Raw genomic sequence first — 26,491 nt, 5'->3', positions numbered from 1 at the left:
AGCATTACTTAGGGTCCCTTACAAACAGCAGGTCATTTAAGTAATATCAAATGTTTAACTTTTCCAAATCAGTACATTTCAATGAAAAAAGTAATCCTAACTAGCGCAGCGTTGATGGCCTTCGCTGCCGCATCCTACGCCCAGATCTTCCAGAACGGCTTGCAGCAGTATGCCGAGCAGGTCCGCAATGGTGAAAACCAGACTGGTATTATCCGGCAGCAGAACGCAGGTGGCGAGAACTATGGTAACTATGCCATTACTTACCAGGGCGTGCCGACCAATGGAGGACCAAACGAGGCTAACATCAATCAACGTGGTGGTTCGCAGGGCAACCGGGCGGGTATCAGCCAAATCGGCGGTCCTGGTAACCTCGCTAACATCAACCAGAATGGTGGTTCACAAGGCTTGAGTGGTGGTGGTGTATCGGGCTCTGCGACGATTGGTTCGGCTGCCAACGACGGTAACTTCGGTGGTATTCTGCAACAAGGTCAGGGCAACGTAGCTCTCTTGGAACAGAATAACAACAGCCGCCGGAACGGTGCTGAGTACTGGCAGAACGGTACCCAAAACGCTGGATCTATTAACCAAAGCAACGGGTCGGTCAACAACGATGCTTTCATCTTCCAAGGTTATCAAGGCCAGAATGTCCAAGGTACTGCAACAACTGGCGCTCAAGCCTTAATTTATCAGGGCCGGGTTGATGCGAATGATATTAGCACCAGTGGCGTTATTCCGGAAGCAGTAGCTAGCCGGGCTACGATCACTCAGTTAGCTAGTGCAGTAGTTGCTGGTATTTCTCAAGGTTCTAGAGGTTTAGCCGGTGGTGCCACGGGTGAGTCAGGCCGCGCTGACGGTGTAGAAGCTACCATCCTGCAAACGCAAGTAGCAAGCGTCGCTTATATCGAACAAGGTAGCGTATCAGGGGAAGCTGTTGGTAGCCGGGCCTCTATCGTTCAGAATGGATCGAGCGATGTAGCATTCGTCTTCCAAGGTTCTAATGCAAATGGTTCGGACTTGAATAGCGTGGCTAACATCACGCAAATTGGGAACGGTGGTACCATTGCAAACGCTGCGTACATTACCCAAGGCTCTTTCGGTGCTACGGATAATAACACAGCTAATATCACCCAAGGTGCAAACGTTCAGCTTGGCGTCGCCAGCATTCGTCAGGGTAACGGTATAGGCTCCTTCTCGAGCGATGACCAGGCTACCATCAACCAGAACAGCACGGCAACTACGCTGAATCTGACGGGTGCGTTCATCGTACAAAACAGCTCTCAGGACTTCACAGGCGCAGGGGGTGGCGAGTCAAATGGACGTAGCAACCGGGCAACCATTACGCAGGGTACTGGCGTAACCAACGCTCTGGCCATTATCGATCAGGGGTCGGCTCAAGCGGGTGAATTTATTCAATCTAACCGCAACACAGCTACCATTACCCAAACTGGAGCAACGAACTCGTCATCTCGGGCTCGTATCAGCCAGGGTAAAACTAACCCGCAGGATGCTACGGGTGCTACTATCCCATTGGTTGATATCGGCGGTCAAGCCTTTACCATTGGCCAGTTGTCTAACGATAACAACGCTACTATCAATCAGACGGGGCCGAACATCCTGAACAACGCGGTTATCGCTCAGCAGGGTCGTTTCAACACCGGTGCCATCAACCAGACGGGTGGCTCAGGTACAACAGCCCTGATTATTCAGTCTTCGGGTTCGATCCGGGGTCAGGCGGTAATCAACCAAAGCTCGACGGGTAGCGGTAACTCAGCTACCATCCTGCAGTTCACCGGTTCTAACGCCGATGGATTGGATGGTTTCGGCAACCGGGCTATCATTAACCAGATCGGTATTGGCTCGAACAACATTGCCTTCCTCCAACAAGGCCGGGCAACGGATGTAGCCTCTTCCAACGACAACTTCATTACGTTGACCCAGAACGGTTCGAACAACGTAACGCGGTTCCTCCAACAAGGCAACAACAACTTTGCTGACATCACCCAGAACGGTAACAACAACATCGTTAAGGGCCAAGGTGCCAACAATGACATTGCCTCCCAGAACGGCTACAACAACCGTCTGACGCTGGTGCAGAACGGCAACTCGTCGTCTAACCTGGTGTACTCGTACACTCAGAATGGCAACAACAACACGCAAAACGTGGTGCAGAACGCTAACTAAGGCGAGCTGATGAGTAAACGAAAACCTGAGCCTAGTGGTAAGGCTCAGGTTTTTTTATTAAATTCAGGCGTTGCTCGTAAAGATTACCTCTACAACAAGCTTATGAAATCACTCTTTTTTTGGGCAGCCACCTTACTAGGTACGGCCGCTGTCCAGGCCCAGAACACAGCTGTGATTAGCCAGCAGGGTAATGGGAAGGAAATATCAATTGTACAGAGCGGGACAGGCAACAGCTCGTCGGTGAGTCAGTCGAGTGACGGTTCAAACCGAGCGATAATTACTCAGTCAGGGAGTGGCAACGTAGCTAAGATCAGCCACGGTAATACAGCTGTTATTAGCCAGGGTGATGAAGCAACCGGACAAAGCATTACGGTGAGCCAGTCGGGCGATAGTGATGTGGTGATCGATCAGACTAATGGCAGCAACTCGATTTACATTCATCAAAGTAATGGCAAAAACCCAACAGATAAAAAATCTGGGAAACGGGATGATAAAAGTCGACCTAAAAAAGATTAGCCTCCAGTCGTGAGTAGTTAATTTCAAAGCAATTACTTCACAAGTATTCGTGTAGGTTTTAGAATGGAACTGATACTAGTATCAGTTCCATTCTAAAACCTATTTTTATTATAGTATGTCATAATCAGTAAGTGAGGTAAGGAGCAAATAAGCGGGATAAACAATCAATGTCTTTGGATAATTTTGATCAATAAATAAACAAAACAATTTACTTTCATTATAGTATACTATGCGGTTAGGTAGACTAACTGGTGAGTCTACCTAAGAACGTTATGTTTTTTAACTTTTTAAAGTAGTACGCTAAATGAAAAAAGTAATCCTAACTAGCGCAGCGTTGATGGCCTTCGCTGCCGCATCCCACGCCCAAATTTTCCAGAACGGCTTGCAACAGTACGCCGAGCAAGTGCGCAATGGTGAGAATCAAACCGGTGTTATCCGCCAACAACAACAGGGTGGCGAGAACTATGGTAACTATGCTATCACCTACCAAGGTACGCCGACTAACACGGGGCCTAATGAGGCTAACATTACTCAGAATAATGGCTCGCAGGGTAACCGGGCGGGTATCAGCCAGATAGGCGGTCCAAACAACCTAGCTAATATTAGTCAGACGGGCGGTTCACAAGGCCTGAGTGGTGGTGGTGTATCGGGCTCAGCGACGATTGGTTCGGCTGCCAATGACGGTAACTTCGGCGGTATCCTCCAGAATGGTAATAATAATACGGCGCTACTAAACCAAGATAATAATAGCCGCCGGAACGGATCCGAAATTTACCAGAACGGGTCGCAGTTAACAGGAACTGTTAATCAAAGTAATGGTTCAGTGAATAATGATGCCTTCATTTTCCAGGGCTTTAGTGGTCAGAATATCTCCGATGGTGCCGTTACAGGTGCTGTCGCTACAATCAGTCAGGGTAGAACTAACGCTGGTGATGTGAGTTTTAGTAATTATGGAAGTATTGCAGAATCAATTTCTAACATTGCAACCATAACTCAGTTAGCCAGTAACGTAAACGCTACCATCAATCAGGGAACCACTGATAATGTCGATGGAGATGCCGCAATTTCAGCTGGTCGTTCAGAAGCTAGTACCGCTAGTATTCTTCAATCGGCGGTTAATAACCTAGCTGCGATCAGACAGGGCGTTGAATCGGGCGAAGCGCTTGGAAGCTCAGCCGCTATAGTTCAAACGAATGTTGACAATACCGCCGAAATTGTTCAGGGCGCCTTATTCTTAGGAAGTGACAATGGAAGTACGGCAGGTATAACCCAGGCTGGGCAAAGTAGTGCGGCCGTAATCGCCCAAGGCTACAACGGACAAAGCGACGGTGATCAGGCAACCATTAACCAGGGAAGTTCAACACTGAACGGAACTGCAAATATTTACCAGGCATTTGGTGGTGGCTCTTACTCAACGGGCGATATAGCCACTATTAACCAAAATGGTCAGAACAATTTTGCGCAGGTAGTTCAGAATAGTGCTACCGGTCTTAATGGACAAAGCAACGGCAGAGATAATACTGCCACTATTACTCAAGCTAACGGAGTAACAAACAGTAGTGCTTTGATTGATCAGGGGCGTACTAGTTTGGCTACTAACGAGGTGGTTCAAGCCAATAGGAATACAGCTACAATTGACCAGACGACGGGCAATAACCTGAATGCACGCATCAGCCAAGGGAAATCCACGGTTGAAGATGCAGCTGGTAACACCATCGCCTTGACTGATATTGGTGGACAAGCCTTTACCATCGGTCTGTTATCTAACGATAACACAGGTAGCATCACCCAGTCAGGGGGCGTAGACCATAATGCTGTGATCGCCCAGCAAGGCCGCTTTAACACCGGTACGATCAATCAATCAGCGGGCTCCGGTTCATTTGGATTGATCATCCAGTCCTCGGGGTCGATCCGAGCTCGGGCCGAGATCAACCAAAGCTCGACGGGTAGCGGCAACCAGGCGACCATCCTGCAGTTCACCGGTTCCAACGCCGATGGGGTGAGTGCGTTTGGTAACCAGGCCATCATTAACCAGATCAACGGCTCGAACAATATTGCCTTCCTCCAACAAGGCCGGGCAACGGATATCCAGTCCTCAAACGACAACTTTATTACCTTGACCCAGAACGGTTCGAACAACGTAACGCGGTTCCTCCAACAGGGCAACAACAACTTTGCTGACATCACCCAGAACGGTAACAACAACATCGTTAAGGGCCAAGGTGGCAACAACGACATTGCCTCCCAGAACGGCTACAACAACCGTCTGACGCTGGTGCAGAACGGCAACTCGTCGTCTAACCTGGTGTACTCCTACACCCAGGTGGGCAACAACAATACCCAAGTGGTTACGCAGAACGCTAACTAAGGCGAGCTGATAAGTAACCGAAAACCTGAGCCTAGTGGTAAGGCTCAGGTTTTTTTTATGGCGTATAATATCAGTGATTATTAAAGGTGAAAATGTCATTTCTACCATCTCAACGTGGGAACCAGGTGCTCTCTCCAAATTCGATAAATGTAGTTGAGCACGTAACGCGTCCAAATGGCATGTATTGAATTTTATTAATATGTATATCACCAAGCAACGTAGTGACGTTAGTAAACGTAATAGATACATGCTGTCTTTCTAAGGGTAATAATATAGGATGTGCGTTTCAAATCTATGCCTACATACTTAATAGCTCACGGTAAATAAGTTGTGTGTTTTTGTGAATAGTAATGCGATACTTTATCAATCAGACTTATTATCTTTGATACTCTTAAAAGTCTGTTCAAACTGAACACTGTTATGAATCGTCTTCTCTTTGTTTTAATAAGTATTGTTTTCGGTACAGCACAGGCGCAGACAGTCTCTCAACCTCAGAGCAATACGTTGGATGCTTATTGGGATATTCCAATAAGCAGTAGTCAAAAGGTTAATACAGTTTTGGTGAAAAGTCAAACTGATATTCCTGATCCGTCTTTGCCGTTAAGTTCAGTGAAACTTTATCAAGAAGGTTTAAATAATCAGGCAGTTGTTCAGACTCTGTCGGGTACCAATAACCGGTTAGATATAAATCAAGTCAATAACGGTAACAACGTAAATGCAACACTAACTGGTGCCAATAATAGTTTAATCCTAACTCAAACGGGAGGCAGCAATATAGCTAATATTGGCTTGGGCGGAACAAATAACCGATTCATGATTACTCAAGACGGCGGAGACGTAGTAAATCTACAGGGAATTCAGAAAGACAACATGCGTCTAGAACTAAAGCAAGGTGCTGGGGCCAACTCTTTTAACATGGACAATTCGACTCTGTTTAAAGATCCGCTTAGTACCGGAATTCCCAATTTGAGAATCGAACAGTCAGGCGGAGCATCTATTACGATTCAACAAGGCAGAGTTTTTGGGAACTGATGAGTGCTTTTTTACGCTTCGTTCTGCTCGCTTTTTTGGTAATAATCAGTCTGGATGGGTGGGCTCAGGACCCTGACCTTGATGAGGGACGCTTGATTGAGGGTACTTTGGATGAAGCCGTTGTATCTAATGAGGGCACAGAAACATTACTCCTGGATAATACCCGGTCTAAAATTGGCCGTGAGTTCTACGACGCCTTCTTTCGCCACTACGCTGAACTGCCAAAATCGCTAAGTAACTCTCCCATCTCATCGGATACGACTGCCAAAGTAACCCCAAATCTAGAGTTAGATCTTAATGCCTTTCTGGTAACAATCGATGAATTACCAGCCTTTGGTGTCGGGACTACGATTATTTCTGTAACACTTAACGACCAATTAATTTGGCAAAACTATGTGCAAGCACGCTTAGATATTGTGGAGTTATACGCCTATGACGCTGCCGAAGTTACTAATCAGTATGTCCTTAATTTTAAGGAGGTTCAGCAATCTCTCGAAAGCGAAGACCAAAAAGGAAGTGGATTATTTTAAACGCTTAAATAGTTCTTATTTGTTGTAACCTGTACTCTACAACGCATTATGAAACAGTTCTTACTCTTCATTTTTTTGATCACTGGGGCTTCTACTTATTCATCAGGTCAAAACTTTATCTATCGCCCTAATAACCCGAATTTCGGAGGTAGCTACTTAAACTACTCTTGGTTACTAGGCCAGGCGCAAGCGCAGGATAAAAATGTCGATCCGAAAGCGGCAAAGTCGTCAACAACAGGCAGTTCTTTCGGTACCAGCACGAATAGTACATTAGATAACTTCTCGCAGAGTATCGAGAGCCAGATTCTGCAACGTATAACCAGCCGGTTAGTTACCAATCAATTTGGCGAAGGTGAATTAAAAGAAGGTACGTATCGATTTGGGACGTATCAAGTTGAGATTCGTAATGGGACCGACGGGGTTATTGTACGAATAGTTGATGGCAAAGGAGGAGAAACCTCCGTTACTGTTCCTTACTTCTGATCACCTACTCATCTTATTATTACTTACAAGAGGGCAAATTTGCCGCTTTCACTTCCTCTTCTTAGTTGCAACAATGAAAGTAAATTTATCCAATGCCGCTCAGGTTCTTATCCTGAGTGGGTTGGTAGGTGTTATGTCGGGCTGTACAGCCTTTTTCTACCAACCAACAAAAGCACGGCCAGCTCGATTAGGCGAAGAAACTCCAGCAACCGCAAGCTTACGCAGCCTTCCACCTGCCAAAGAAAAAGTAGTAGCAGCCGTCTATAAGTTCCGCGACTTAACCGGACAGTATAAGCTGACCGAAGCCGGTTCTAACTTCTCAACCGCTATTACGCAGGGAACTACGAACATTTTGTTAAAAGCACTCGAAGAAAGTGGCTGGTTCGTTCCAATTGAGCGCGAGAACGTAAGTAACCTCCTCAACGAACGCAAAATTGTTCGATCGAGCGTTGCTCAATTTAAAGAAGGCGAAAACTTACCTCCGCTCCTCTTCGCAGGTATCATACTTGAAGGTGGTGTCGTTTCGTATGATGCGAATATCATTACCGGTGGTGGTGGCCTTCAATACTTCGGTTCAGGTGGTTCAACCCAATACCGACAAGATCGCGTAACGGTTTATCTGCGGGCAGTCGCTACAAAGTCCGGTAAGATTCTAAAAACTATTTACACATCCAAAACCATACTGTCTCAAACCGTCAACGCCAGTTTGTTCCGGTACGTAACCTTTAAACGGTTGCTAGAAACGGAAACCGGACTGACGACTACAGAACCTGGTCAATTAGCCGTTACCGAAGCCATTGAAAAGTCGGTTCAGGCCCTGATTATTGAAGGCGTACGGGATGGGTTATGGGGTGTAGCAGATAAATCGGCTGCAGATATGAAGACGGTTCTTGATGACTACGAGAAAGAAAAAACTGTAATGAGCGAGACAGACGTGTTCGGTATCCGTAATGAAGTGGCGCCATCGCGAGTTACGGTTAGCCCGTATGCTGGTGTTATGCGTTATTATGGTGATTACGCGCGTCATACCCTAAAAGGCAGCTATGGTGCATCGGTCGATCTTCATGTTACGCCGGCCCTCGGCTTTCAGATAAACGGAGCTACGGGAACTTTAGCCAGCGAGGGCGCTTTCTCCAGCAACATTTCATCTCTAGAAGGAAATATACTGTTTCGGCCTACTCCTTATCAACGCTGGACAACTCTTCTATATGCTGGAGCAGGTATGGTGTCACGTACGGGTTCGTCGGCCCTCCAATTACAAGGAGCTAAATATTTTCAGGCTCAAGGTGGACTAGGCGTTCAGTATTCGTTCAATAAGAACATTGGTCTCAGATCAACTATATCTTACAACCAGCCATTTACGGACGTTTTGGATGGACGAGTGACGGGGGCACGTAATGATTATTACCTGCGCGGAACGTTAGGCTTAATTATACACCTGGGTCAGTTCTCTGGATCAAAAGTGAAGCCAATTACGGCCTCACAGGCTCCTCAAACCCAACCTGCTCCTGTTCCGCCTTCTCCTGTTACTCCGGCACCGACACAGACACCAGTTAATCCGCCATCTACGCCGAATAATAGATAAGCTTCTCAACTTTTTTAACCGATTGTATAATTATCAATGAAATACATATTTTATCTAACATTACTGATTGCGGGGGCAATTGGCGTGTGGAGTTGTAATGAAGAAGTGTATGTTGAGCCCGCTCAACTAACAACCATTCGGGGGCGTGTTCTGTATAGTGTTGATCAGCGGCCAGTTAGCAATGCGACGATAAAGCTCTCGCCATCCAGCCGTATAATTAATACGGATTCGTTAGGAAATTTCCGGTTCGACAGTGTATTAGTTGGTAAATACACCGTAGAAGTGACCAAAGCTAATTATGCAACAGAAGTAGCCACGGTAGAAACGAATGTTGATACGTCTCCAGTGATAACCATACTGTTGTCCGATGAAACGCGCCAGAACACGGCACCTACATCGCCAACTTTGGTAACCCCAGCTATCAACAGTACGGTTCAACCAGTTAATTTAACCTTAAAGTGGAGCGCTACTGACCCTAATCGGGACACCCTCACTTACGACGTATTATTGTACCGGAACGGTAGTCTTACACCTACCTCTTCGGTAACCGGGCTTACGGTCGATAGTTTAGTAGTAAACTTAGACTATAATTCATCATATCTGTGGCAGGTAATTGTTAAGGACGGTGTCAGCACTGTCAATGGTCCGATATGGTCATTTAGAACGGGAGCGTTTCCGGAATATAATTACGTGTTCGCCAGACGTGTAAATGGAAGATACCAAATTTTTGCCTCGAATACAGCCGGTAATGTAGCCCAATTTACCTTTGAAGGAAGCAATTGGCGCCCCATTGTCAGCCCGAACGGCCAGCAAATCGCCTACATTTCCAATGTGGATACAGAGCTTCAATTATACGTAATGAATTCAGACGGTAGTAATATAAGGCGTGTCACAACGGTGCCAATCGCAGGTTTATTGCCAACTGATTTGTCGTTCTGCTGGTCGCCGGACGGAACTCAGCTTCTTTATCCGAGCAACGACCGATTGTACTCGGTGCGAACTGATGGTACCGGTTTGCAACTAGTTCACAGAGCATGGACGGGTCGTACGTTCGCAGGTTGTGACTGGACTCCACAAGGCAACCGAATTGTCTTCCGTTCAACGGGCACTAACGTCTACGACAACGAGATCGTAACGATTAAGCCGGATGGTTCCGAAAGTAATTTACTTTATGTTCGTCGTATGGCCCGGATAAGCAATCCAGTATTCTCGATCAATGGACGCACATTGATATTTTCGTCAGACTCCAGCAACTTCGTGAACGAACAGGCTCGCCAGCTTGATGCCCGGCTTTACCAGATGGATATAACAACCAAAAAAGTGACGGAAGTCACAACGAGTAGTTCATCATCTGGAGGCACTAACAAGCCAGCCGGAACCAATGATCTGGAGCCCCGTTATTCACCGAACGGTTCTCGAATCATCTTCACAAATACGGACAATACTGGTAACGGAGTACGCTCAATATATGCAGCCGATTTGAACGGTGGTAACCGAAATTTATTGATCACTGATGCCGAAATGCCGTATTGGCGACAGTAAATGAACGACCGTTAATTTACAAAGAGAAATGGCCCTGAGCGAGAGTTTTCAGGGCCATTTCTTGTTATGCTTATGCTATGACAGATTACTTAAAAGACGCCCTTCGCAAAGCGGCTATGTTCTGCGCTTATCAGGAACGAACGCAACAAGAAGTTCGTGATCGATTAAAAGAATGGGGTGTTTGGGGGGATGATGCCGAAGAAGTAATCGCCGAGCTGATCCAGCAGAACTACTTAAATGAAGAGCGTTTTGCAAAGTCGTTTGCGGGTGGTAAGTTTCGGGTAAAAGGCTGGGGTAAGCGTAAGATCAAACAACATCTTCAGCAAAGAGGCATCACAGGTTATAATCTTGATCAGGCCATGAAAGAGATTGCACCGGATGATTACCGACACACCCTCCGCGAGCTATTGAACAAAAAACGGCAGAGTTTACGAGACGATAACCCGCTGGTGATTAAGCAAAAACTTGTGCGGTATGCGCTAAGTAAAGGGTACGAGTCTGACCTGGTTTTTTCGGTTTTAGATAGCGAAGAGTAAGTTCATTTTGGAAGTGACCTTTTTCTTGTATTTTGCCTACTTATCCTCCACGTACAATTTATGCCACGACTTTTCCTGGAAACTGAGCGGATGGCCAACCTCACTAGTGGTTTAGGTCAGGTTTGTCTGCATTTAGGTCATGAATTAATCCGTCAGCAACCACCCGGCTGGGAATTGACCTTTCTGGTTCCTCATAATCAGGTTGGCATGTTTGGGCCTACTGTTCGATACATTGTAGCGAGTCGATGGCGTCGTTTCTGGCGTCCCTGGAGTTATGATGTATGGCATTGCCTTTATCAGGGCTCTCGATTTCTTCCTCTAGGCAAAACGGCACTGGTCTATACGATTTTAGACCTTAACTATTTATCCCTTCCTATTTATTCAGATCAGCGAAAGGCCCGTCAGAAAAAACGGTATCAATGGCGAATAAATCAATCAGCTGTAGTTACTACAATATCGAATTATGTAGCTCAGGATGTACGTCAGCAGTTAGTGATTCCTAACGATACTCCTCTCGAAGTGATTTATTGCGGAGTAGATGTGCCCACTAATACTCCCCAGACCCCGCCAGCGATTCCACCTGACAAACCCTTTTTGTTTTTTATAGGTATGCTACAGCCCTATAAGAACGTACATACCTTATTACCCTTATTAAAGGCATTTCCTGAGTATCAATTGGTACTGGCGGGTCCTGATAACAACGCATATCGTGGGCAGATTCTCGAACAGGCAAAGCAAATGGGCGTATCAGATCGTTTGCTTATGCCGGGGCCAATCGACGAATCGACAAAATGGTGGTTCTATGCCAACTGCGAGGCCTTTTTATTTCCGTCTTTGCTAGAAGGATTTGGATTGCCTGTTGTAGAAGCCATGGCGTTTGGTAAACCGGTTTTTTGCTCCCCGCTGACTAGTTTACCAGAAGTTGGTGGCCAGGAAGCTTTTTATTTTCCCTCCTTCGATGAAGAAGCCGTCATCGATACGTTCCGAAAGGGTATGACTGCTTACCGAAATGATCCCGATATGCCCGATCGGTTACGCCAACGCAGCCGTATGTTTCGTTGGGATACCATAGCTGCCGATTACTGGAAGTTGTATCAGCGTATCCTTCCCCAAGGCAGTAGTAGGAGTCTATAATCGAACAGCTTCCATAGCGTGGCAAAAGGAGTTGATCGGAGAATGGGTAGTCGAATAACCCAGCGACTGAACGTACTGATCAAACGCCCCAATGTTGTTACGTTCGTTGTCTACATCGTGTACCTCGATAACCATTCGTCCGATTCGCCTGATAAGCTCGGGCGACGTATTGTATATAATATCATATTCGCTCCCTTCGCAATCCAGTTTTAAGAGGTCGATTGATTCCAGGTTATTTTCTTTAATAATATCCGTAAGCGTTATGCAGGGTACGGTAATCTTTTGGGTATTGTTTTCATTAAACCCCATAAACATAGAAGCTACAACCTGAGCGTTTTCTTCGGGTTCAGCGAAAAGGTCCAGTTTATCCATCGGTTGACCCGTAACAGCCATCTGAAAAAGCCTTACGTTTTGTTGTAGCCGAGGATTTTGCGTCAACGTCTGGCTTAACATATTGATGTTAGCAGGCATCGGCTCATAGGCAAAAATCGTTGCTTTGTTCAGCTTGGATAAGAGCTGAATGTCGAAGAATCCAGCATTGGCTCCAATATCAACGACCACAGGTTCCTTCGGTAACATACGTACCAACGCATCAATCTCATACACATCCACCATAAATATTTCTTTAAATACTATATAGAGGCTAGCTGGTACCTGAAATTGTATGGGTAGTGGTTTAGTAGTGAACACAAGATCCCGTCTGCGTCGCTCGGATTTGTGAAACACATATTCCCCTGGATTTGCGATGTGTTTCCAGAGCCGGTAATAGCGGTTAATGCCTTCAACTGCCATGAACTTACTGATAGTACGTGATTTTCGCTGCGTTAAAGTCGACTCTTACTTATTCCGACAGATACTTAACGTAGCATTATGAACGGATGAATAACTGCTAACAAAGAAAGTCCTCGCATAGACTTCCAGCTACACGAGGACTTATCAGTTAGTAAATTTGGTCGATGTCAACGTAACAAATCAGAAATCAGCGTCCATAACAAAGCCTTTTGGCTCTTCGGCAACTTTAACGGGCGCTTCAGACTCCGCCGTCTGGGGTTGAGCAGCGGCCGCTTTCATAGCTTTAAATTTAGCCATTACTTCGCCCCGCTGGTACTCGCCAACGCGCTTCTCAAAGAAGTTTGTTTTGCCCTGTAACGAGATCATATCCATGAAATCGAACGGGTTTGATACGTTATAGATTTTACGCATACCCAATGTTACGAGCAGGTGATCGGCTACAAAAGCGATATACTGCTTCATCAACTCGGCATTCATTCCAATGAGCGAAACAGGTAGCGCATCGGCCACGAACTCCTGCTCAATTTCAACCGCATTCCGAATGATGTCATAGATCTGCGATTCTGGCAGCTTATTCACAATGTGATCAGTATAGAGCATGCAGGCGAAATCGCGGTGCAGACCTTCATCCCGCGAAATGAGTTCGTTCGAGAACGTCAGGCCCGGCATCATTCCCCGCTTTTTAAGCCAGTAAATCGAACAGAATGAACCCGAAAAGAAGATGCCTTCCACAACCGCAAACGCAATGAGCCGCTCTGCGAACGTACCGTTCTCAATCCAGCGCAATGCCCACTCCGCTTTCTTCTGCACGCATGGAATTGTATCGATGGCATTCAGTAACCGATCTTTCTCGACAGGATCTTTGATGTACGTATCGATCAGCAGCGAGTACGTCTCCGAGTGAATGTTTTCCATCATGACCTGGAAACCGTAGAAGCATTTCGCTTCGGCATATTGAACTTCCGATAGGAAGTTTACGGCCAGATTTTCGTTCACGATCCCATCCGAAGCCGCGAAGAATGCCAGTACGTGTGAGATGAAATGGCGTTCACCGTCGTTCAGGCTATTCCAGTCTTTCATGTCCTGGCCCAGATCAATTTCTTCCGCCGTCCAGAACGACGCTTCGTGGGTTTTATAGTATTCCCAAATATCCCAGTGCTTAATCGGGAACAGGACAAAGCGGCCTTTGTCTTCTTCTAAGATAGGTTCAATTACGTCGTTCTGTACCATAACGAATATAGAGTTATATAGGAAATTAAGCGGCCGGATCGACTGCTTGAGTGGCCTACTATTGCGTTAACTTGTTCTAACAAAATTAGACCTTTTAGCTACGTTTACAACCGGCAACCTCGTTGATACAAATGACGAAAACTTATAACATGTACACAATCAGCTGATTGAACGACAATGACTTGAGTAATTTCTTGAAATAGTTCAGCAATTATGTTCGAATACGATAACTAGTCGATTTACCGCTTATTAGCCACATGTTAATTAGTTAATGCATTGACTATTTTCGGCATTACGTCTGGAAACTACCCTTGTTTGTTTTACGTTGCTAATAAGATAAACCATCGCTTCGATGCAGGGCCACCCATGCGGTCCGACGCTTCGGCGATCCGACCACAACAAATACAACGTGACGACGGAAGAAAAAGCCACCGGTCAGCAAACCGGACTCACCGATATTGACCTAACGGGTTACGACCGAATTGAAGTCCTCGGTGCCCGCGAACATAATCTGAAAAATATTGATGTCACCATCCCCCGCAACAAGCTGGTGGTTGTGACTGGAATCAGCGGCAGCGGTAAGTCATCGCTGGCGTTCGATACCATTTATGCCGAAGGCCAACGCCGGTATATGGAGAGCTTTTCGGCTTATGCCCGCTCGTTCATCGGCGATATGGAACGGCCCGATGTTGACAAGATCAATGGCCTGAGCCCGGTTATCTCGATCGAGCAAAAAACGACTTCAAAAAACCCACGCTCGACGGTAGGTACCACCACAGAAATCTATGACTTTCTGCGGCTGCTCTACGCCCGGGCTGGCGAAGCATTCTCATACGTGACAGGCCGTAAGATGGAGCGGCAGTCGCAGGACCAGATTATCGACACAATTCTGAGTCAGTATGAAGGGCAGAAATTGACGTTGCTGGCACCAGTCATCAAAGGACGGAAGGGACATTATCGCGAATTGTTCGTGCAGATTGCCAAAACCGGCTATACCAAAGTTCGGGTTGATGGCGTCGTGCAAGACATCGTACCGAAAATGCAGCTCGACCGCTACAAGATTCATGATATTGAGATTGTGATCGACCGGCTCGTTCCCAAAGCCGAAGATCGGTATCGGCTGAGTCAATCAGTACAGACCGCGTTGAAGCAGGGGAAGGGTGCTATGCAAATGCTCGATGGTAACGGTCAGCTTGTGTATTTTTCGCAGAACCTGATGGATCCTGAATCGGGGATTAGTTACGATGAGCCGTCCCCAAACTCTTTTTCGTTCAACTCGCCCTATGGTGCCTGCCCGGTTTGTCATGGCCTGGGCGTTGTTGAAGAGATCACCGAGGATTCTGTTATTCCAGATAAGTCGTTAAGCATTAGCCGGGGTGCCATCGCGCCACTGGGCGAGTTTCGCGAGCTATGGATTTTTAAGGAGATTGAAGCGATTCTAAAGAAATACAAGCTGAATTTGAGTACACCGGTATCGAAGTATCCCGATGACTTGCTCTACGCACTTATGTACGGTACAGAGGAGGAAGCGACAGTTCCTTCAAAGAAGTACCCCGGTCAGGATTATTACAGCTTTAAGTTTGAAGGGATTGTCAACTTTCTAAAACGGCAGCAAGAGAACAGCACCGACAAAATTCAGGAATGGCTCAAAGATTTTATGGTTGTGAAGACCTGTCCTGAATGCGACGGTGCGCGCTTAAAGAAAGAATCGCTTTACTTCAAGATCGACCAAAAGAACATTTCCGAACTGGCCCGGATGGACATTGCGGAACTAACGGAGTGGTTCAACGGGCTTGAAAGCCGCTTGACCGATCGGCAGAATGTCATTGCAAAAGAAATCCTGAAAGAGATTCGGAAGCGTATTGGCTTCCTACTCGACATTGGCCTTGATTACCTTACCCTCGACCGTTCGCTACGTACGCTGTCGGGTGGTGAAGCCCAACGTATTCGATTGGCGACCCAAATTGGAACCCAGTTGGTGGGTGTGTTGTACATCATGGACGAGCCAAGCATCGGTCTGCACCAGCGCGACAATGTTAAGCTGATCGATTCACTAAAGAACTTACGTGATCTAGGCAACACCGTACTGGTTGTTGAGCACGACAAGGACATGATGCTTGAGTCTGACTACATTCTCGACATCGGCCCGGGCGCTGGTCGCCATGGTGGTCAGGTAGTAGGTATTGGCACCCCGGAAGAATTTGTCCGGAACGGTAGTACCACAGCCGCTTATTTGAGTGGCCGCCGGAATATTGATCTACCAACCGAGCGAAGAAAGGGTAACGGCAAGTTTTTGATCATTAAAAATGCGACGGGACATAATCTCAAGAACGTAACGCTTAAGCTACCACTGGGTAAAATGGTTACGATTACAGGTGTATCGGGCAGTGGCAAATCGTCGCTGATTCACGAAACCCTGTTCCCGGTTCTGAACCGCCACTTCTATAAGTCAAAGCGGGAGCCATTACCGTTTAAGACGGTTGACGGATTAGAGTATCTTGACAAAGTCATCGAGGTAGATCAATCGCCTATTGGTCGTACTCCCCGATCGAATCCCGCTACGTATACGGGTATGTTCTCGGAGATTCGGACATTGTTTGCCGAATTGCCCGAAGCCAAAATTCGGGGTTATAAGCCCGGCCGTTTCTCGTTCAACGTAAAGGGCGGCCGCTGCGAAGACTGCGAAGGAGCGGGTATGAAGAAGATCGAGATGGAATTTCTGCCAGACGTACACGTCATGTGCGAAACATGCAAAGGCAAACGCTTCAACCGCGAAACGCTGGAAGTACGGTTCAAAGGCAAATCCATCGCCGATGTGCTCGACATGACCGTTGAACAATCTCTTGAGTTTTTTGCCAGTCAGCCTAAAATCCTACGGAAGGTAACAACGTTGAATGACGTTGGTTTAGGCTACATTACGTTGGGACAACATGCTACTACGTTGTCGGGAGGAGAAGCCCAGCGCGTAAAGCTTGCCGAAGAGCTTTCCAAGAAAGATACGGGTAAGACACTCTACATCCTCGACGAACCCACCACGGGTCTGCACTTCCAGGATATTGCGCACCTGCTGAACGTATTGAATAAACTCGCCGACAAGGGAAACACGGTTCTAATCATTGAGCACAACCTGGATGTTATAAAAGTCTCCGATCATTTGATTGATCTCGGCCCTGAAGGCGGTAATAAAGGCGGTCAGATCATTGCCGAAGGCACTCCTGAGAAAGTAGCCGAAGCGAAAGGCAGTTATACCGGCAAGTTTTTGAAGCTAGAATTGGAAAGGTAAACACGGCAAATCCGTTATCTTCGCTCGTCTCAATACAACCTGCGAAACTGGATTATGCGTAACCCCTTCTTTTACATTTTATTGCTCGTGCTGGTCGTTTTAGACGGCTGGCTGCTGGCACACCCCAACCTGATTGGCCGGGCTGGGGTGTTCTTTTTTGACTATACGTACCTCGAAACGTTTCCTAAGGCGCTAGGCACTGTTGCGGCCGTAGTGGTGGTATCGTTGCTTATTTCCGGAATCATTTCCCGTTTAGGCCGGCCCTTAGGTATTATTATTCTAACCGCCTTATTTGCTGGCTCCGCGTTTTATACATTCCAAAGCTTCACGCAATACAATTCAGGCGTTTATAAACTTACTGGCGCTGGGTTTCGGGCTGGCGCTATTCTGCTGCCGGGCCTACTCGTTCTGGTATTTGGTAAAGGAGCGTTTGATCTTCTCCAGAATAAACCAGTTCGTCGATGAAACAGATACTTATCCTTTATGCTGTTTTATCGGCAAGTCTAGCCACTGCCCAATCGGCTTACCTTCTCCGTCCTGATCGCGTTTTTGATGGTGAAGCTATGCATGAAGGTTGGGCCGTACGCGTAAAGGGCGATAAGATTGACGCCGTTGGTCCGCTGAATACGATTCAGGCGAATGGTGCCGAAATTATTGACCTGAAAGGCACTACGTTAATGCCCGGCCTGATCGAAGGGCACTCACATCTGCTCCTTCATCCGTATAACGAAACGCCCTGGGACGATCAGGTTCTGAAAGAGGCCCGTTCATTACGGGTAGCCCGTGCTACGGTTCACGCGCAGAAGACGCTGCTAGCTGGCTTTACGACCATCCGTGACCTCGGTACCGAAGGCGCGGACTACGACGATGTTGGCTTAAAACAGGCCATTAATCAAGGTATTATTCCTGGCCCTCGTATGGTCGTTGTAACCCGGGCACTTATCGCGACAGGCAGCTATGCGCCAAAAGGATTTAGCGCTGACATCGACGTACCGCAGGGCGCTGAAGAAGCCGACGGACATGATGCGCTGATTCAGGCCGTTCGACGGCAGATTGGTAAAGGAGCTGATGCTATAAAAATCTACGCTGATTACCGCTGGGGACTTATGGCCGAAGCACGCCCGACTTACACCATTGAGGAAATCAAACTCATTGTCGACGTAGCACGCAGCAGCGGCCGGCCCGTGATTGCCCACGCCAGTACGGCCGAGGGAATGCGACGGGCGATCTTAGGCGGTTGCGAAACGGTCGAACATGGCGATGCCGGTACACCCGAGATTTTTGCCCTCATGAAACAAAACAAAACGGCCCTCTGTCCTACCCTGGCCGCTGGCGATGCAGTAAGTCAATACCGGGGCTGGAAAAAAGGCCAGGATCCTGAGCCAGAACGTATCAAGCAAAAACGAGTTACCTTCAAGCAAGCGCTGGATACAGGCGTAATCATTTGCGCGGGTGGAGACGTTGGTGTGTTTTCACACGGTGATAACGCCCGAGAATTGGTCATGATGGTTGATTATGGGATGAAACCATTGGACGTATTACGGTCAGCAACTTCCGTCAATGCCGACGTATTTCACCTGGCCGATCGGGGTCGTGTCCGTCCTGGATTATTGGCCGATCTGGTTGCTGTTCAGGGTGATCCGATAAAAACAATCACAGATGTGCAGCGCGTTCAGGCAGTTATGAAAGGCGGCATTTTCTTTAAACGGTAGCGCAAAACTTATTGCGCGCTCCTTAAGTTACATTAGAATATAAACGTTAAGCGGCTTTTTTAAGTCAATTTCATTCGTCGTTTAGCTTTTTGGGCTAATTTCGCCCGGCATGGACGTATCCTGTTACTCAACAAGCTGCTAATCCGTTATTTCTGAATACTCTACCCTGATTTTTGTATGGCAAACACTGCTGATTTAACCGTTGATGGCAAATCGTACCAATTCCCAATTATTGAAGGAACTGAACACGAAAAAGCTTTCGACATCTCAAACCTCCGTGACCAAACCGGTTATGTTACCTTAGACCGAGGCTATAAAAACACCGGTGCAACCCAAAGTGCCGTTACATTCCTCGACGGTGAGCAGGGCATTTTACAGTATCGCGGTTATGCCATCGAAGACCTGGCTGCCAAAGCTTCATTTCTTGAGGTTGCTTACTTACTCATTTACGGCGAGCTACCCACCCGGGAGCAGTACGCCCAGTTTGAAAATTCCATTCGTCGCCATACGCTGGTGAACGAGGACATGCGGAAAATCTTCGACGGTTTTCCGGTCAATGCGCACCCGATGGGCGTTCTGGCGTCGCTCGTTAGTGCGATGAGCGCTTTTTACCCCGATTCATACGAAGGCGCGGGCTTAAATAATATCGACCTGCACATCACCCGGCTATTAGCTAAGTTGCCTACAATAGCGACTTGGTCGTACAAGCGGGCAATGGGCCACCCCATCAACTATCCAAAGAACACGCTTGACTATATTCCGAACTTCCTCAACATGATGTTTGCCTTACCAGTCGAAGACTATAAGGTTGATCCAGTTGTTGCGGAAGCGCTGAACGTATTGCTCATCCTACACGCTGACCACGAGCAGAACTGTTCGACCTCGACCGTTCGCCTTGTTGGCTCGTCGCAGGCAAATCTTTATTCGTCTATTTCAGCGGGTATCAGTGCACTTTGGGGACCATTGCATGGTGGTGCTAACCAGGAAGTGATTGAGATGCTGGAAGAGATTAAAGCGAACGGGGGCGACGTAGCGAAGTATGTTGACATGGCCAAGAACGCGAAGACAACAGGCTTCCGGCTGTTCGGCTTTGGTCACCGCGTTTACAAAAACTTTGACCCTCGCGCCAAGATCATCAAAAAAGCGGCCGACGACGTATTAAGCAAGCTCGGCGTTAACGATCCGGTTTTAGAAATCGCCAAAGGTCTCGAAGAAGCCGCTTTGCACGACGAGTACTTCGTACAGCGCAAATTGTACCCGAATGTAGATTTCTACTCCGGTATCATTTACCGCGCCCTGGGTATTCCGACCAATATGTTCACAGTGATGTTCGCTATTGGGCGTCTGCCGGGCTGGATTGCCCAGTGGAAAGAGATGCGCGAGCAGAAAGAACCGATTGGCCGTCCGCGTCAAATATATACAGGGTCTACGTTGCGCGAGTTCAAATCGATTGAGCAACGCTAAATCACCCACCCTTTTCTAACCAAAGCCCCAGTCTGTTTGACTAGGGCTTTGGTTTTTAATACGTTCTTATAAGTCCAGTTATGAACTGAATTCGAAAAACAAAAAGCGATGGCCGAATCATCAGCCACCGCTTTTTTAGCATGTATTACACGTAATTAATCTTCGATTTCGCCTTCATCGTCAGCATCCGTTCCCGCAAGTACAGGATCGAGCAGAGCGTTTTCATCTTCGGCAATCTTAGCCCGAATTTTACCTTCAATCTCGGCCATCAATTCCGGGTTATCAAGCAGTAGCTCTTTCACCGCATCACGACCCTGTGCTAAACGGCTGGTACCGTACGAGAACCAAGAACCTGATTTCTTAACGATTTCCATTTCGACAGCCAGGTCAAGTACTTCACCGACTTTCGAGATACCCTGACCGTACATGATGTCAAACTCAACCACTTTGAAGGGAGCAGCCAGTTTGTTCTTAACGACCTTAACCTTGGTCCGGTTACCAACTACGTTGTCGGCACCCTCTTTAATTTGGCCAATACGCCGGATGTCCAGACGAACCGACGAATAGAACTTCAGCGCGTTACCACCGGTTGTTGTTTCGGGGTTACCGAACATCACGCCGATCTTCTCGCGCAACTGGTTGATAAAAATGCAGCAGCAACCGGTTTTATTGATCGTACCCGTCAACTTACGTAACGCCTGCGACATTAACCGAGCCTGTAGACCCATTTTGCTTTCGCCCATTTCGCCTTCGATCTCGGCTTTCGGAACCAGCGCAGCTACAGAGTCAATAACGATAATATCAATAGCGCCCGAGCTAATCAGGTGCTCAGCAATTTCAAGCGCCTGTTCACCATTGTCAGGCTGCGAGATCAACAAGTTCTTAGTATCAATGCCCAGCTTTTCGGCGTAGACACGGTCGAATGCGTGCTCGGCATCAATGAAAGCAGCCAAACCGCCTGACTTCTGTGCTTCGGCAATGCAATGCATTGTCAGTGTGGTTTTACCCGACGATTCAGGACCATATATTTCGACGACACGACCACGAGGCATTCCGCCGATACCCAACGCCAAATCCAAGCCAAGCGAACCGGTTGAGATAACTGGAACGTCTACAACTTTACTTTCGCTCAAGCGCATAACGGTACCTTTACCGAACGCTTTGTCGAGCTTTTCAATGGTGGTTTGGAGGGCCTTTAATTTACTGTCATTAGCAGATGCTGTGGCTTGCGCCGTATCTGATTTTGCCATGTTAGGATGGTTGTTTAAACAGATAAAATTAACCAAAAACGGCCAGATTACCAAACAGATTTCTGAAATAGTTATGGTATTTTTAGCCGCTTTCAGGCCTATTAATTTAAAACAAAAAGGCTTAGTTTATCCCCTGATTTTCAGGGGATAAACTAAGCCTTTTTGTCAATAGAGATACGCTACAATGTCGAATCTGCGCTGGCCGGTTCCTGCTGCGCCGGAGCCGACGGTTGTCCTTGGGTTTGGGGCTGTTGTGACTGCCCCTGCTGATACCCCGGATACGCCGACGCATCTCCATACGGGCGTTGCGGTGGCCCTATTATTTCCACGTTAGTAATATAGTATTTGGTTTCTCCGTTCCAGGGGAATCTTAAGATTTTCTCTTCGTAATGTAACGTAACGCGCTGACCCGTTTTAACGGCATCGGTAATCTGCTTGGCTACATTGTCGTCTTTTACCGAGAAGTCAAAATATTGGGGCGTCAGTGAACCGGTTTCACCCGAAAATCCCCCAACATTCAGTACCCCTTCGTACGTTTTGAATAGATAACCCCGACGGCTGAACTTTGATACGGTACCGGCTCGTTCGCCATCGCTATAACTCCATCCCGTTAAGGCGTACAATATGCCAAAAACGACTAATAGGAATAGTAGGAAGTACAATAATCCTCGCATGGATCTTGGTTGGTTTAGTTGCGGTTAGTGCGCACAAATTGACAAATTTTTCTGACAACTTCTGTTTAGAACGGTGCCAACCCTGAATTGTTCGGAAGTCAACCACCCTGCTAACCGTCTTTTCACCTCCCTCCTTCTGATGTTTTGGCTCGTATTTCGTTACTTTGTCGTTGAGATGACAACCCACTTAACAACTTGGTAGTCAAATCCGAAAAACCGGAACGCCGGAACGATCAAAAAATTCGTTGTTAACCCTTCTTAATCCTCCAATGAGTACAATTCAAAGCATTCATGCCCGTCAGATTCTGGATTCACGCGGTAACCCGACCGTCGAAGTAGACGTTCGCACCGAAAACGGTTATCTAGGACGTGCCGCCGTGCCATCAGGAGCGTCAACGGGCACCCACGAAGCTGTTGAACTTCGCGATGATGACCCAAAGGTCTACGTTGGCAAAGGTGTCCTTAAGGCTGTATCTAATGTCAATGAATTAATTTTTCCTGAGTTAGTAGGTATCTCTGTCTATGAACAGGGCATGATCGATAAAATCATGCTGGAGTTAGACGGTACGCCTAATAAGGCCCGTCTGGGAGCAAATGCGATCCTGGGTGTATCGCTGGCCGTTGCAAAGGCTGCCGCTCAGGAAGCAGGCCTTCCGCTCTACCGCTACATCGGTGGGGTTAATGCCAATACGTTGCCGGTTCCGATGATGAACATCCTGAACGGTGGCTCACACGCCGACAACTCCATCGATTTCCAGGAGTTCATGGTTATGCCTGCCAATGCACCTAACTTCTCCGAAGCGCTGCGGATGGGTACCGAAATCTTCCATACCCTGAAGAAAGTTCTGAAAGGCATGGGCTTGGCCACCAACGTTGGTGACGAAGGTGGATTTGCGCCAAATATCAAATCCAACGAAGAAGCAATTCAGACCATCCTGCAAGCCATCGAGAAGGCAGGTTACCGTCCGGGCGAAGACGTTTGGATCGCGATGGACGCAGCCAGCTCTGAGTTCTACGATGCTGATGCCAAACAGTACCATTTCAAAAAGTCGACCGGCCACAAGCTGACGTCGTCAGAAATGGCAAATTATTGGAAGGAGTGGGTTGACAAATACCCAATCTTATCCATCGAAGACGGTATGGCCGAAGACGATTGGGATGGCTGGAAAATGCAGACCGACCTACTGAAAGACAAGAAAACGCAGCTTGTTGGCGATGACCTGTTCGTAACGAACGTAACGCGCCTGCAGGAAGGTATTGACAAAGGCATTGCCAACTCGATTCTGGTGAAAGTAAATCAGATCGGTTCGTTGACCGAAACGATCGATGCCGTTAATCTGGCTCACCGGAACTCATACAAGAGCGTAATGTCGCACCGTTCGGGCGAAACCGAAGACGCAACCATTGCTGACCTTGCCGTGGCGCTGAACACAGGTCAGATCAAAACGGGTTCGGCTTCGCGCTCAGACCGGATGGCGAAATACAACCAGCTAATCCGGATTGAAGAGGAATTAGGCGAAAGCGCTTACTTCCCCGGATTGAAGTTCTAGTTCAACTGTTCGGCTGTTTATCTGTTTAATAACAAATAGATAAGCAGCCGAACAGCTAAACAATTAACTCATGCTCCAGAAACTTCTTCGCTTCGTGCGCAACTTTTACGTTGCAACCGGTCTGGTGCTGCTGTTGTGGATGACGTTTTTTGATGCCAACGATCTGATTTCGCAGGGCTGGAACTGGTGGAAGCTGCGTGAGCTGGAAGCGGATATTACGTTCTATCAGAACAAAATTAAGGCTGTGGAGACCGAACGGCGTGAGGTATTAGGCAACGACCGGCTCCGGGAGAAGTTTGCCCGCGAAAAATACCTGATGAAAAAACCTACGGAAGACGTATTTGTCATCGTAGATGAGCATAATGAACCGCTGGAAAAATAGTAAGAGTGGTCAGTACGTAGGTGACACATGGACACTCATTGGTGTTATCCATGTAGAGCTTACCACTTTTGCACTTACTACTAGAGTATGATTTCCGTTCTCTTTGTTTGCTATGGAAACATTTGCCGTTCACCGGTAGCCGAGGAGGTCTTTCGCCAACTGGTTGCCCAGACAGGACTGGAGAAAGAAATTCAGTGCGATTCGGCCGGTACTTCCTCCTATCACCTTGGCCAGCTTCCCGACCGCCGAACGCGCGAAAATGCCCTCGAACATGGCCTAACGCTTACCCACCGCGCCCGCCGTATGACCGGCGATGACCTAGCGCAGTTCACATACTTCGTGGCCATGGATGAACTCAACTTGGAGGCCATTGAAAAGCTTAATTACCGCAGTACCGGCTTACACACTACCGACACCATCTTTCTATTACGCGAGTTCGATCCGGATGTCAGTGATGAGCCAAACGTACCCGATCCGTATTACGAAGGACCCGAGGTTTTTGAAGAGGTATATCAGATTGCCTTACGCTGCTGCCGTCAACTTCTTGCCTACCTCGTTGAACAACATAAACTGAATTTATTAAAGAGTGAACGAGTGAGAGAGTGAAAGAGTGGTTCGTGCGCCAGCCACTCTTTCACTCGTTCGCTTCCTCACTTTCCTTTCAACTATGAATAAAAAAGTAATTCTCATCATTCTCGATGGTTGGGGCATCCCCCTTAAACCAGAGGTGTCGGCTATCGAAGCGGCTAATACGCCCTTTATAAATTCACTTTACCCAAAGTATCCACATAGCAAGCTGGAAGCGTCTGGTTTAGCCGTTGGGTTGCCAGCCGGACAAATGGGCAACTCCGAAGTAGGTCACATGAATCTCGGCGCTGGTCGTATCGTATATCAGGATCTGGTAAAAGTGAACAAGGCTGTTGAAGAACATACCCTCGACCATGAGCCCGTGCTGGTTGATGCCTTAAATTATGCCAAGACCCAGGGCAAGAAAGTACATTTCATCGGTCTGGTGTCTGACGGTGGCGTCCATGCCCATATTGACCATTTGAAAGGCCTGCTTTCTATTGCTCATGCGAATGGCTTGACCGATGTGTTCGTTCATGCGTTTACCGATGGACGCGACACAGACCCGAAAGGAGGAGTTGGTTATCTGACGGGTCTTCTATCGCATATGGCTGCTACTACTGGTCAACTGGCGACAGTTGTTGGGCGTTATTACGCCATGGACCGTGATAACCGTTGGGAGCGGGTAAAGGTAGCCTACGACGCTATGGTTCATGGTACAGGTTTCCATACAACCGACGCGATTAGTACGTTACAGAATTCGTACGACAATGGCATAACTGATGAGTTTATTGAACCCATTATACTTACTCAGCCCGGTTCAGATAAACCCGTAGCGGTGATTGAAGAGGGTGACGTTGTGCTTTGTTTCAACTTTCGTACCGACCGGGGCCGCGAAATCACGCAGGCGTTAACTCAGAAGGATTTCCCCGAACAAGGCCTGAAAAAGTTGTCGTTGAATTATATTACGATGACCAATTACGACAGCGAGTTCGAGAACGTAAAGGTTATCTTCGACAAGGACAATTTAGAGAATACGCTCGGCGAAGTAGTTGCCGGAGCGGGGCGCAAGCAGATACGTATCGCCGAAACCGAGAAATATCCGCACGTTACGTTCTTCTTCTCGGGTGGACGCGAAGAGCCTTTTGAAGGCGAAAAACGGCTTCTGTGCCCGTCGCCTAAAGAAATGACGGTATATGATGAGCAGGGCGTAGCAACAGTTGTCCCCGTAAAAACGTATGATCAGAAGCCAGAAATGGCCGCTTTTGACATTCGGGACGCCATCATTCCAGAATTACAGAAAGAAGAAGCTGATTTTATCTGCCTGAACTTTGCCAATACCGACATGGTGGGCCACACGGGCGTATTTGAAGCCGTTATAAAAGCCGCCGAAACCGCCGATGCCTGCGCCAAGGCCGTTACGGAAGCCGCCCTCGAACATGGATATGCAACCATCATCATTGCCGACCACGGTAATGCGGAATACATGCTCAACGACGATGGCTCACCAAATACCGCGCACACCACAAACTTAGTACCGTGCATCTTGGTCGACAGAGATTACCACCCCAAGCTAAAAGACGGTAAGCTGGCTGACATTGCGCCTACTATTCTGCACCTGATGGGCGTTCCCAAACCGGCAGAAATGGGTGGAGAAAGCTTGATCATTGAATAGGCTTA

Annotated in this window: 22 protein-coding genes; 18 read left to right on the top strand and 4 right to left on the bottom strand. The window is 47.5% G+C overall.

Translation table 11 applies throughout. The annotated features are described in order from the left end of the window. Positions 1–81: 81 nt before the first annotated feature. The 10 genes from ACYVIY_RS21215 (at position 82) to ACYVIY_RS21170 (ending at position 11,907) form a co-directional block, all read left to right on the top strand. Entirely contained in the window at positions 82–2,181 is a 2,100-nt protein-coding gene (locus ACYVIY_RS21215) for a beta strand repeat-containing protein (RefSeq protein ID WP_460978399.1), read from the top strand. Positions 2,182–2,283: 102 nt separating this feature from the next. Then, on the top strand, positions 2,284–2,697 hold the full coding sequence (locus ACYVIY_RS21210; protein WP_460978398.1) for a hypothetical protein: 414 nt from the start codon (positions 2,284–2,286) through the stop codon (positions 2,695–2,697). A gap of 304 nt (positions 2,698–3,001) precedes the next feature. After that, entirely contained in the window at positions 3,002–5,065 is a 2,064-nt protein-coding gene (locus ACYVIY_RS21205; protein ID WP_460978397.1) for a beta strand repeat-containing protein, read from the top strand. A 420-nt stretch (positions 5,066–5,485) separates the two neighbouring features. Continuing rightward, complete coding sequence (locus ACYVIY_RS21200) at positions 5,486–6,097, top strand: curlin repeat-containing protein (protein ID WP_460978396.1); 612 nt, start codon at positions 5,486–5,488, stop codon at positions 6,095–6,097. Next, positions 6,097–6,627: a hypothetical protein gene (locus ACYVIY_RS21195; RefSeq protein WP_460978395.1), complete on the top strand. Its 531-nt coding sequence runs from the start codon at positions 6,097–6,099 to the stop codon at positions 6,625–6,627. The genes ACYVIY_RS21200 and ACYVIY_RS21195 overlap by 1 nt, the downstream gene beginning before the upstream one ends. A 48-nt stretch (positions 6,628–6,675) precedes the next feature. Continuing rightward, positions 6,676–7,110 (top strand): curli assembly protein CsgF, encoded by a 435-nt coding sequence (locus ACYVIY_RS21190; RefSeq protein ID WP_460978394.1) that lies wholly within the window; start codon positions 6,676–6,678, stop codon positions 7,108–7,110. 73 nt (positions 7,111–7,183) lie between these two features. Continuing rightward, positions 7,184–8,695: a CsgG/HfaB family protein gene (locus ACYVIY_RS21185; RefSeq protein WP_460978393.1), complete on the top strand. Its 1,512-nt coding sequence runs from the start codon at positions 7,184–7,186 to the stop codon at positions 8,693–8,695. A 36-nt stretch (positions 8,696–8,731) separates the two neighbouring features. Beyond that, the gene (locus ACYVIY_RS21180) at positions 8,732–10,237 is read left to right on the top strand and encodes a carboxypeptidase regulatory-like domain-containing protein (protein WP_460978392.1); all 1,506 of its coding nucleotides are present in this window, start codon (positions 8,732–8,734) and stop codon (positions 10,235–10,237) included. 77 nt (positions 10,238–10,314) lie between these two features. Further along, positions 10,315–10,773, top strand: a complete 459-nt coding sequence (locus ACYVIY_RS21175; protein ID WP_460978391.1) for a regulatory protein RecX — start codon at positions 10,315–10,317, stop codon at positions 10,771–10,773. A 60-nt stretch (positions 10,774–10,833) separates the two neighbouring features. Beyond that, on the top strand, positions 10,834–11,907 hold the full coding sequence (locus tag ACYVIY_RS21170; protein WP_460978390.1) for a glycosyltransferase family 4 protein: 1,074 nt from the start codon (positions 10,834–10,836) through the stop codon (positions 11,905–11,907). On the opposite strand, the gene ACYVIY_RS21165 is transcribed toward ACYVIY_RS21170, so the two are convergent. Further along, the gene (locus tag ACYVIY_RS21165; protein WP_460978389.1) at positions 11,902–12,699 is read right to left on the bottom strand and encodes an FkbM family methyltransferase; all 798 of its coding nucleotides are present in this window, start codon (positions 12,697–12,699) and stop codon (positions 11,902–11,904) included. The genes ACYVIY_RS21170 and ACYVIY_RS21165 overlap by 6 nt on opposite strands. A 180-nt stretch (positions 12,700–12,879) precedes the next feature. Beyond that, entirely contained in the window at positions 12,880–13,929 is a 1,050-nt protein-coding gene (locus ACYVIY_RS21160; RefSeq protein ID WP_460978388.1) for a ribonucleotide-diphosphate reductase subunit beta, read from the bottom strand. A gap of 352 nt (positions 13,930–14,281) precedes the next feature. Between ACYVIY_RS21160 and uvrA the strand changes: the two genes are divergently transcribed. The 4 genes from uvrA (at position 14,282) to ACYVIY_RS21140 (ending at position 20,388) form a co-directional block, all read left to right on the top strand. Then, complete coding sequence (gene uvrA, locus ACYVIY_RS21155) at positions 14,282–17,212, top strand: excinuclease ABC subunit UvrA (protein WP_460978387.1); 2,931 nt, start codon at positions 14,282–14,284, stop codon at positions 17,210–17,212. A gap of 54 nt (positions 17,213–17,266) precedes the next feature. Continuing rightward, positions 17,267–17,677 carry a hypothetical protein gene (locus tag ACYVIY_RS21150; protein WP_460978386.1) on the top strand — a complete coding sequence of 137 codons (411 nt, stop codon included), beginning with the start codon at positions 17,267–17,269 and terminating at the stop codon, positions 17,675–17,677. Next, positions 17,674–18,924: a metal-dependent hydrolase family protein gene (locus ACYVIY_RS21145; RefSeq protein ID WP_460978385.1), complete on the top strand. Its 1,251-nt coding sequence runs from the start codon at positions 17,674–17,676 to the stop codon at positions 18,922–18,924. Before ACYVIY_RS21150 ends, ACYVIY_RS21145 begins: the two co-directional genes overlap by 4 nt. A gap of 177 nt (positions 18,925–19,101) precedes the next feature. Continuing rightward, positions 19,102–20,388, top strand: coding sequence for a citrate synthase (locus ACYVIY_RS21140; RefSeq protein ID WP_460978384.1), 1,287 nt, complete (start codon positions 19,102–19,104; stop codon positions 20,386–20,388). Between the two features lie 155 nt (positions 20,389–20,543). On the opposite strand, the gene recA is transcribed toward ACYVIY_RS21140, so the two are convergent. Together recA and ACYVIY_RS21130 are read right to left on the bottom strand one after the other, a co-directional pair. Further along, positions 20,544–21,638, bottom strand: a complete 1,095-nt coding sequence (gene recA / locus ACYVIY_RS21135; protein ID WP_460978383.1) for a recombinase RecA — start codon at positions 21,636–21,638, stop codon at positions 20,544–20,546. A gap of 179 nt (positions 21,639–21,817) precedes the next feature. Further along, on the bottom strand, positions 21,818–22,312 hold the full coding sequence (locus tag ACYVIY_RS21130) for a hypothetical protein (protein WP_460978382.1): 495 nt from the start codon (positions 22,310–22,312) through the stop codon (positions 21,818–21,820). A 269-nt stretch (positions 22,313–22,581) separates the two neighbouring features. Between ACYVIY_RS21130 and eno the strand changes: the two genes are divergently transcribed. The 4 genes from eno to gpmI all read left to right on the top strand — a co-directional run bounded on the left by eno (position 22,582) and on the right by gpmI (position 26,486). Next, on the top strand, positions 22,582–23,862 hold the full coding sequence (eno, locus tag ACYVIY_RS21125) for a phosphopyruvate hydratase (protein WP_460978381.1): 1,281 nt from the start codon (positions 22,582–22,584) through the stop codon (positions 23,860–23,862). Between the two features lie 70 nt (positions 23,863–23,932). Then, entirely contained in the window at positions 23,933–24,244 is a 312-nt protein-coding gene (locus tag ACYVIY_RS21120; protein WP_460978380.1) for an FtsB family cell division protein, read from the top strand. Between the two features lie 87 nt (positions 24,245–24,331). Further along, positions 24,332–24,850, top strand: coding sequence for a low molecular weight protein-tyrosine-phosphatase (locus tag ACYVIY_RS21115; protein ID WP_460978379.1), 519 nt, complete (start codon positions 24,332–24,334; stop codon positions 24,848–24,850). Positions 24,851–24,911: 61 nt separating this feature from the next. Then, positions 24,912–26,486 carry a 2,3-bisphosphoglycerate-independent phosphoglycerate mutase gene (gene gpmI / locus ACYVIY_RS21110; protein WP_460978378.1) on the top strand — a complete coding sequence of 525 codons (1,575 nt, stop codon included), beginning with the start codon at positions 24,912–24,914 and terminating at the stop codon, positions 26,484–26,486. The last annotated feature ends 5 nt before the right edge of the window (positions 26,487–26,491 follow it).

This window comes from Spirosoma knui (assembly GCF_054780635.1).
Note: the sequence above shows the minus strand (reverse complement) of the source record. Positions and strands in the feature narration are given on the sequence as shown.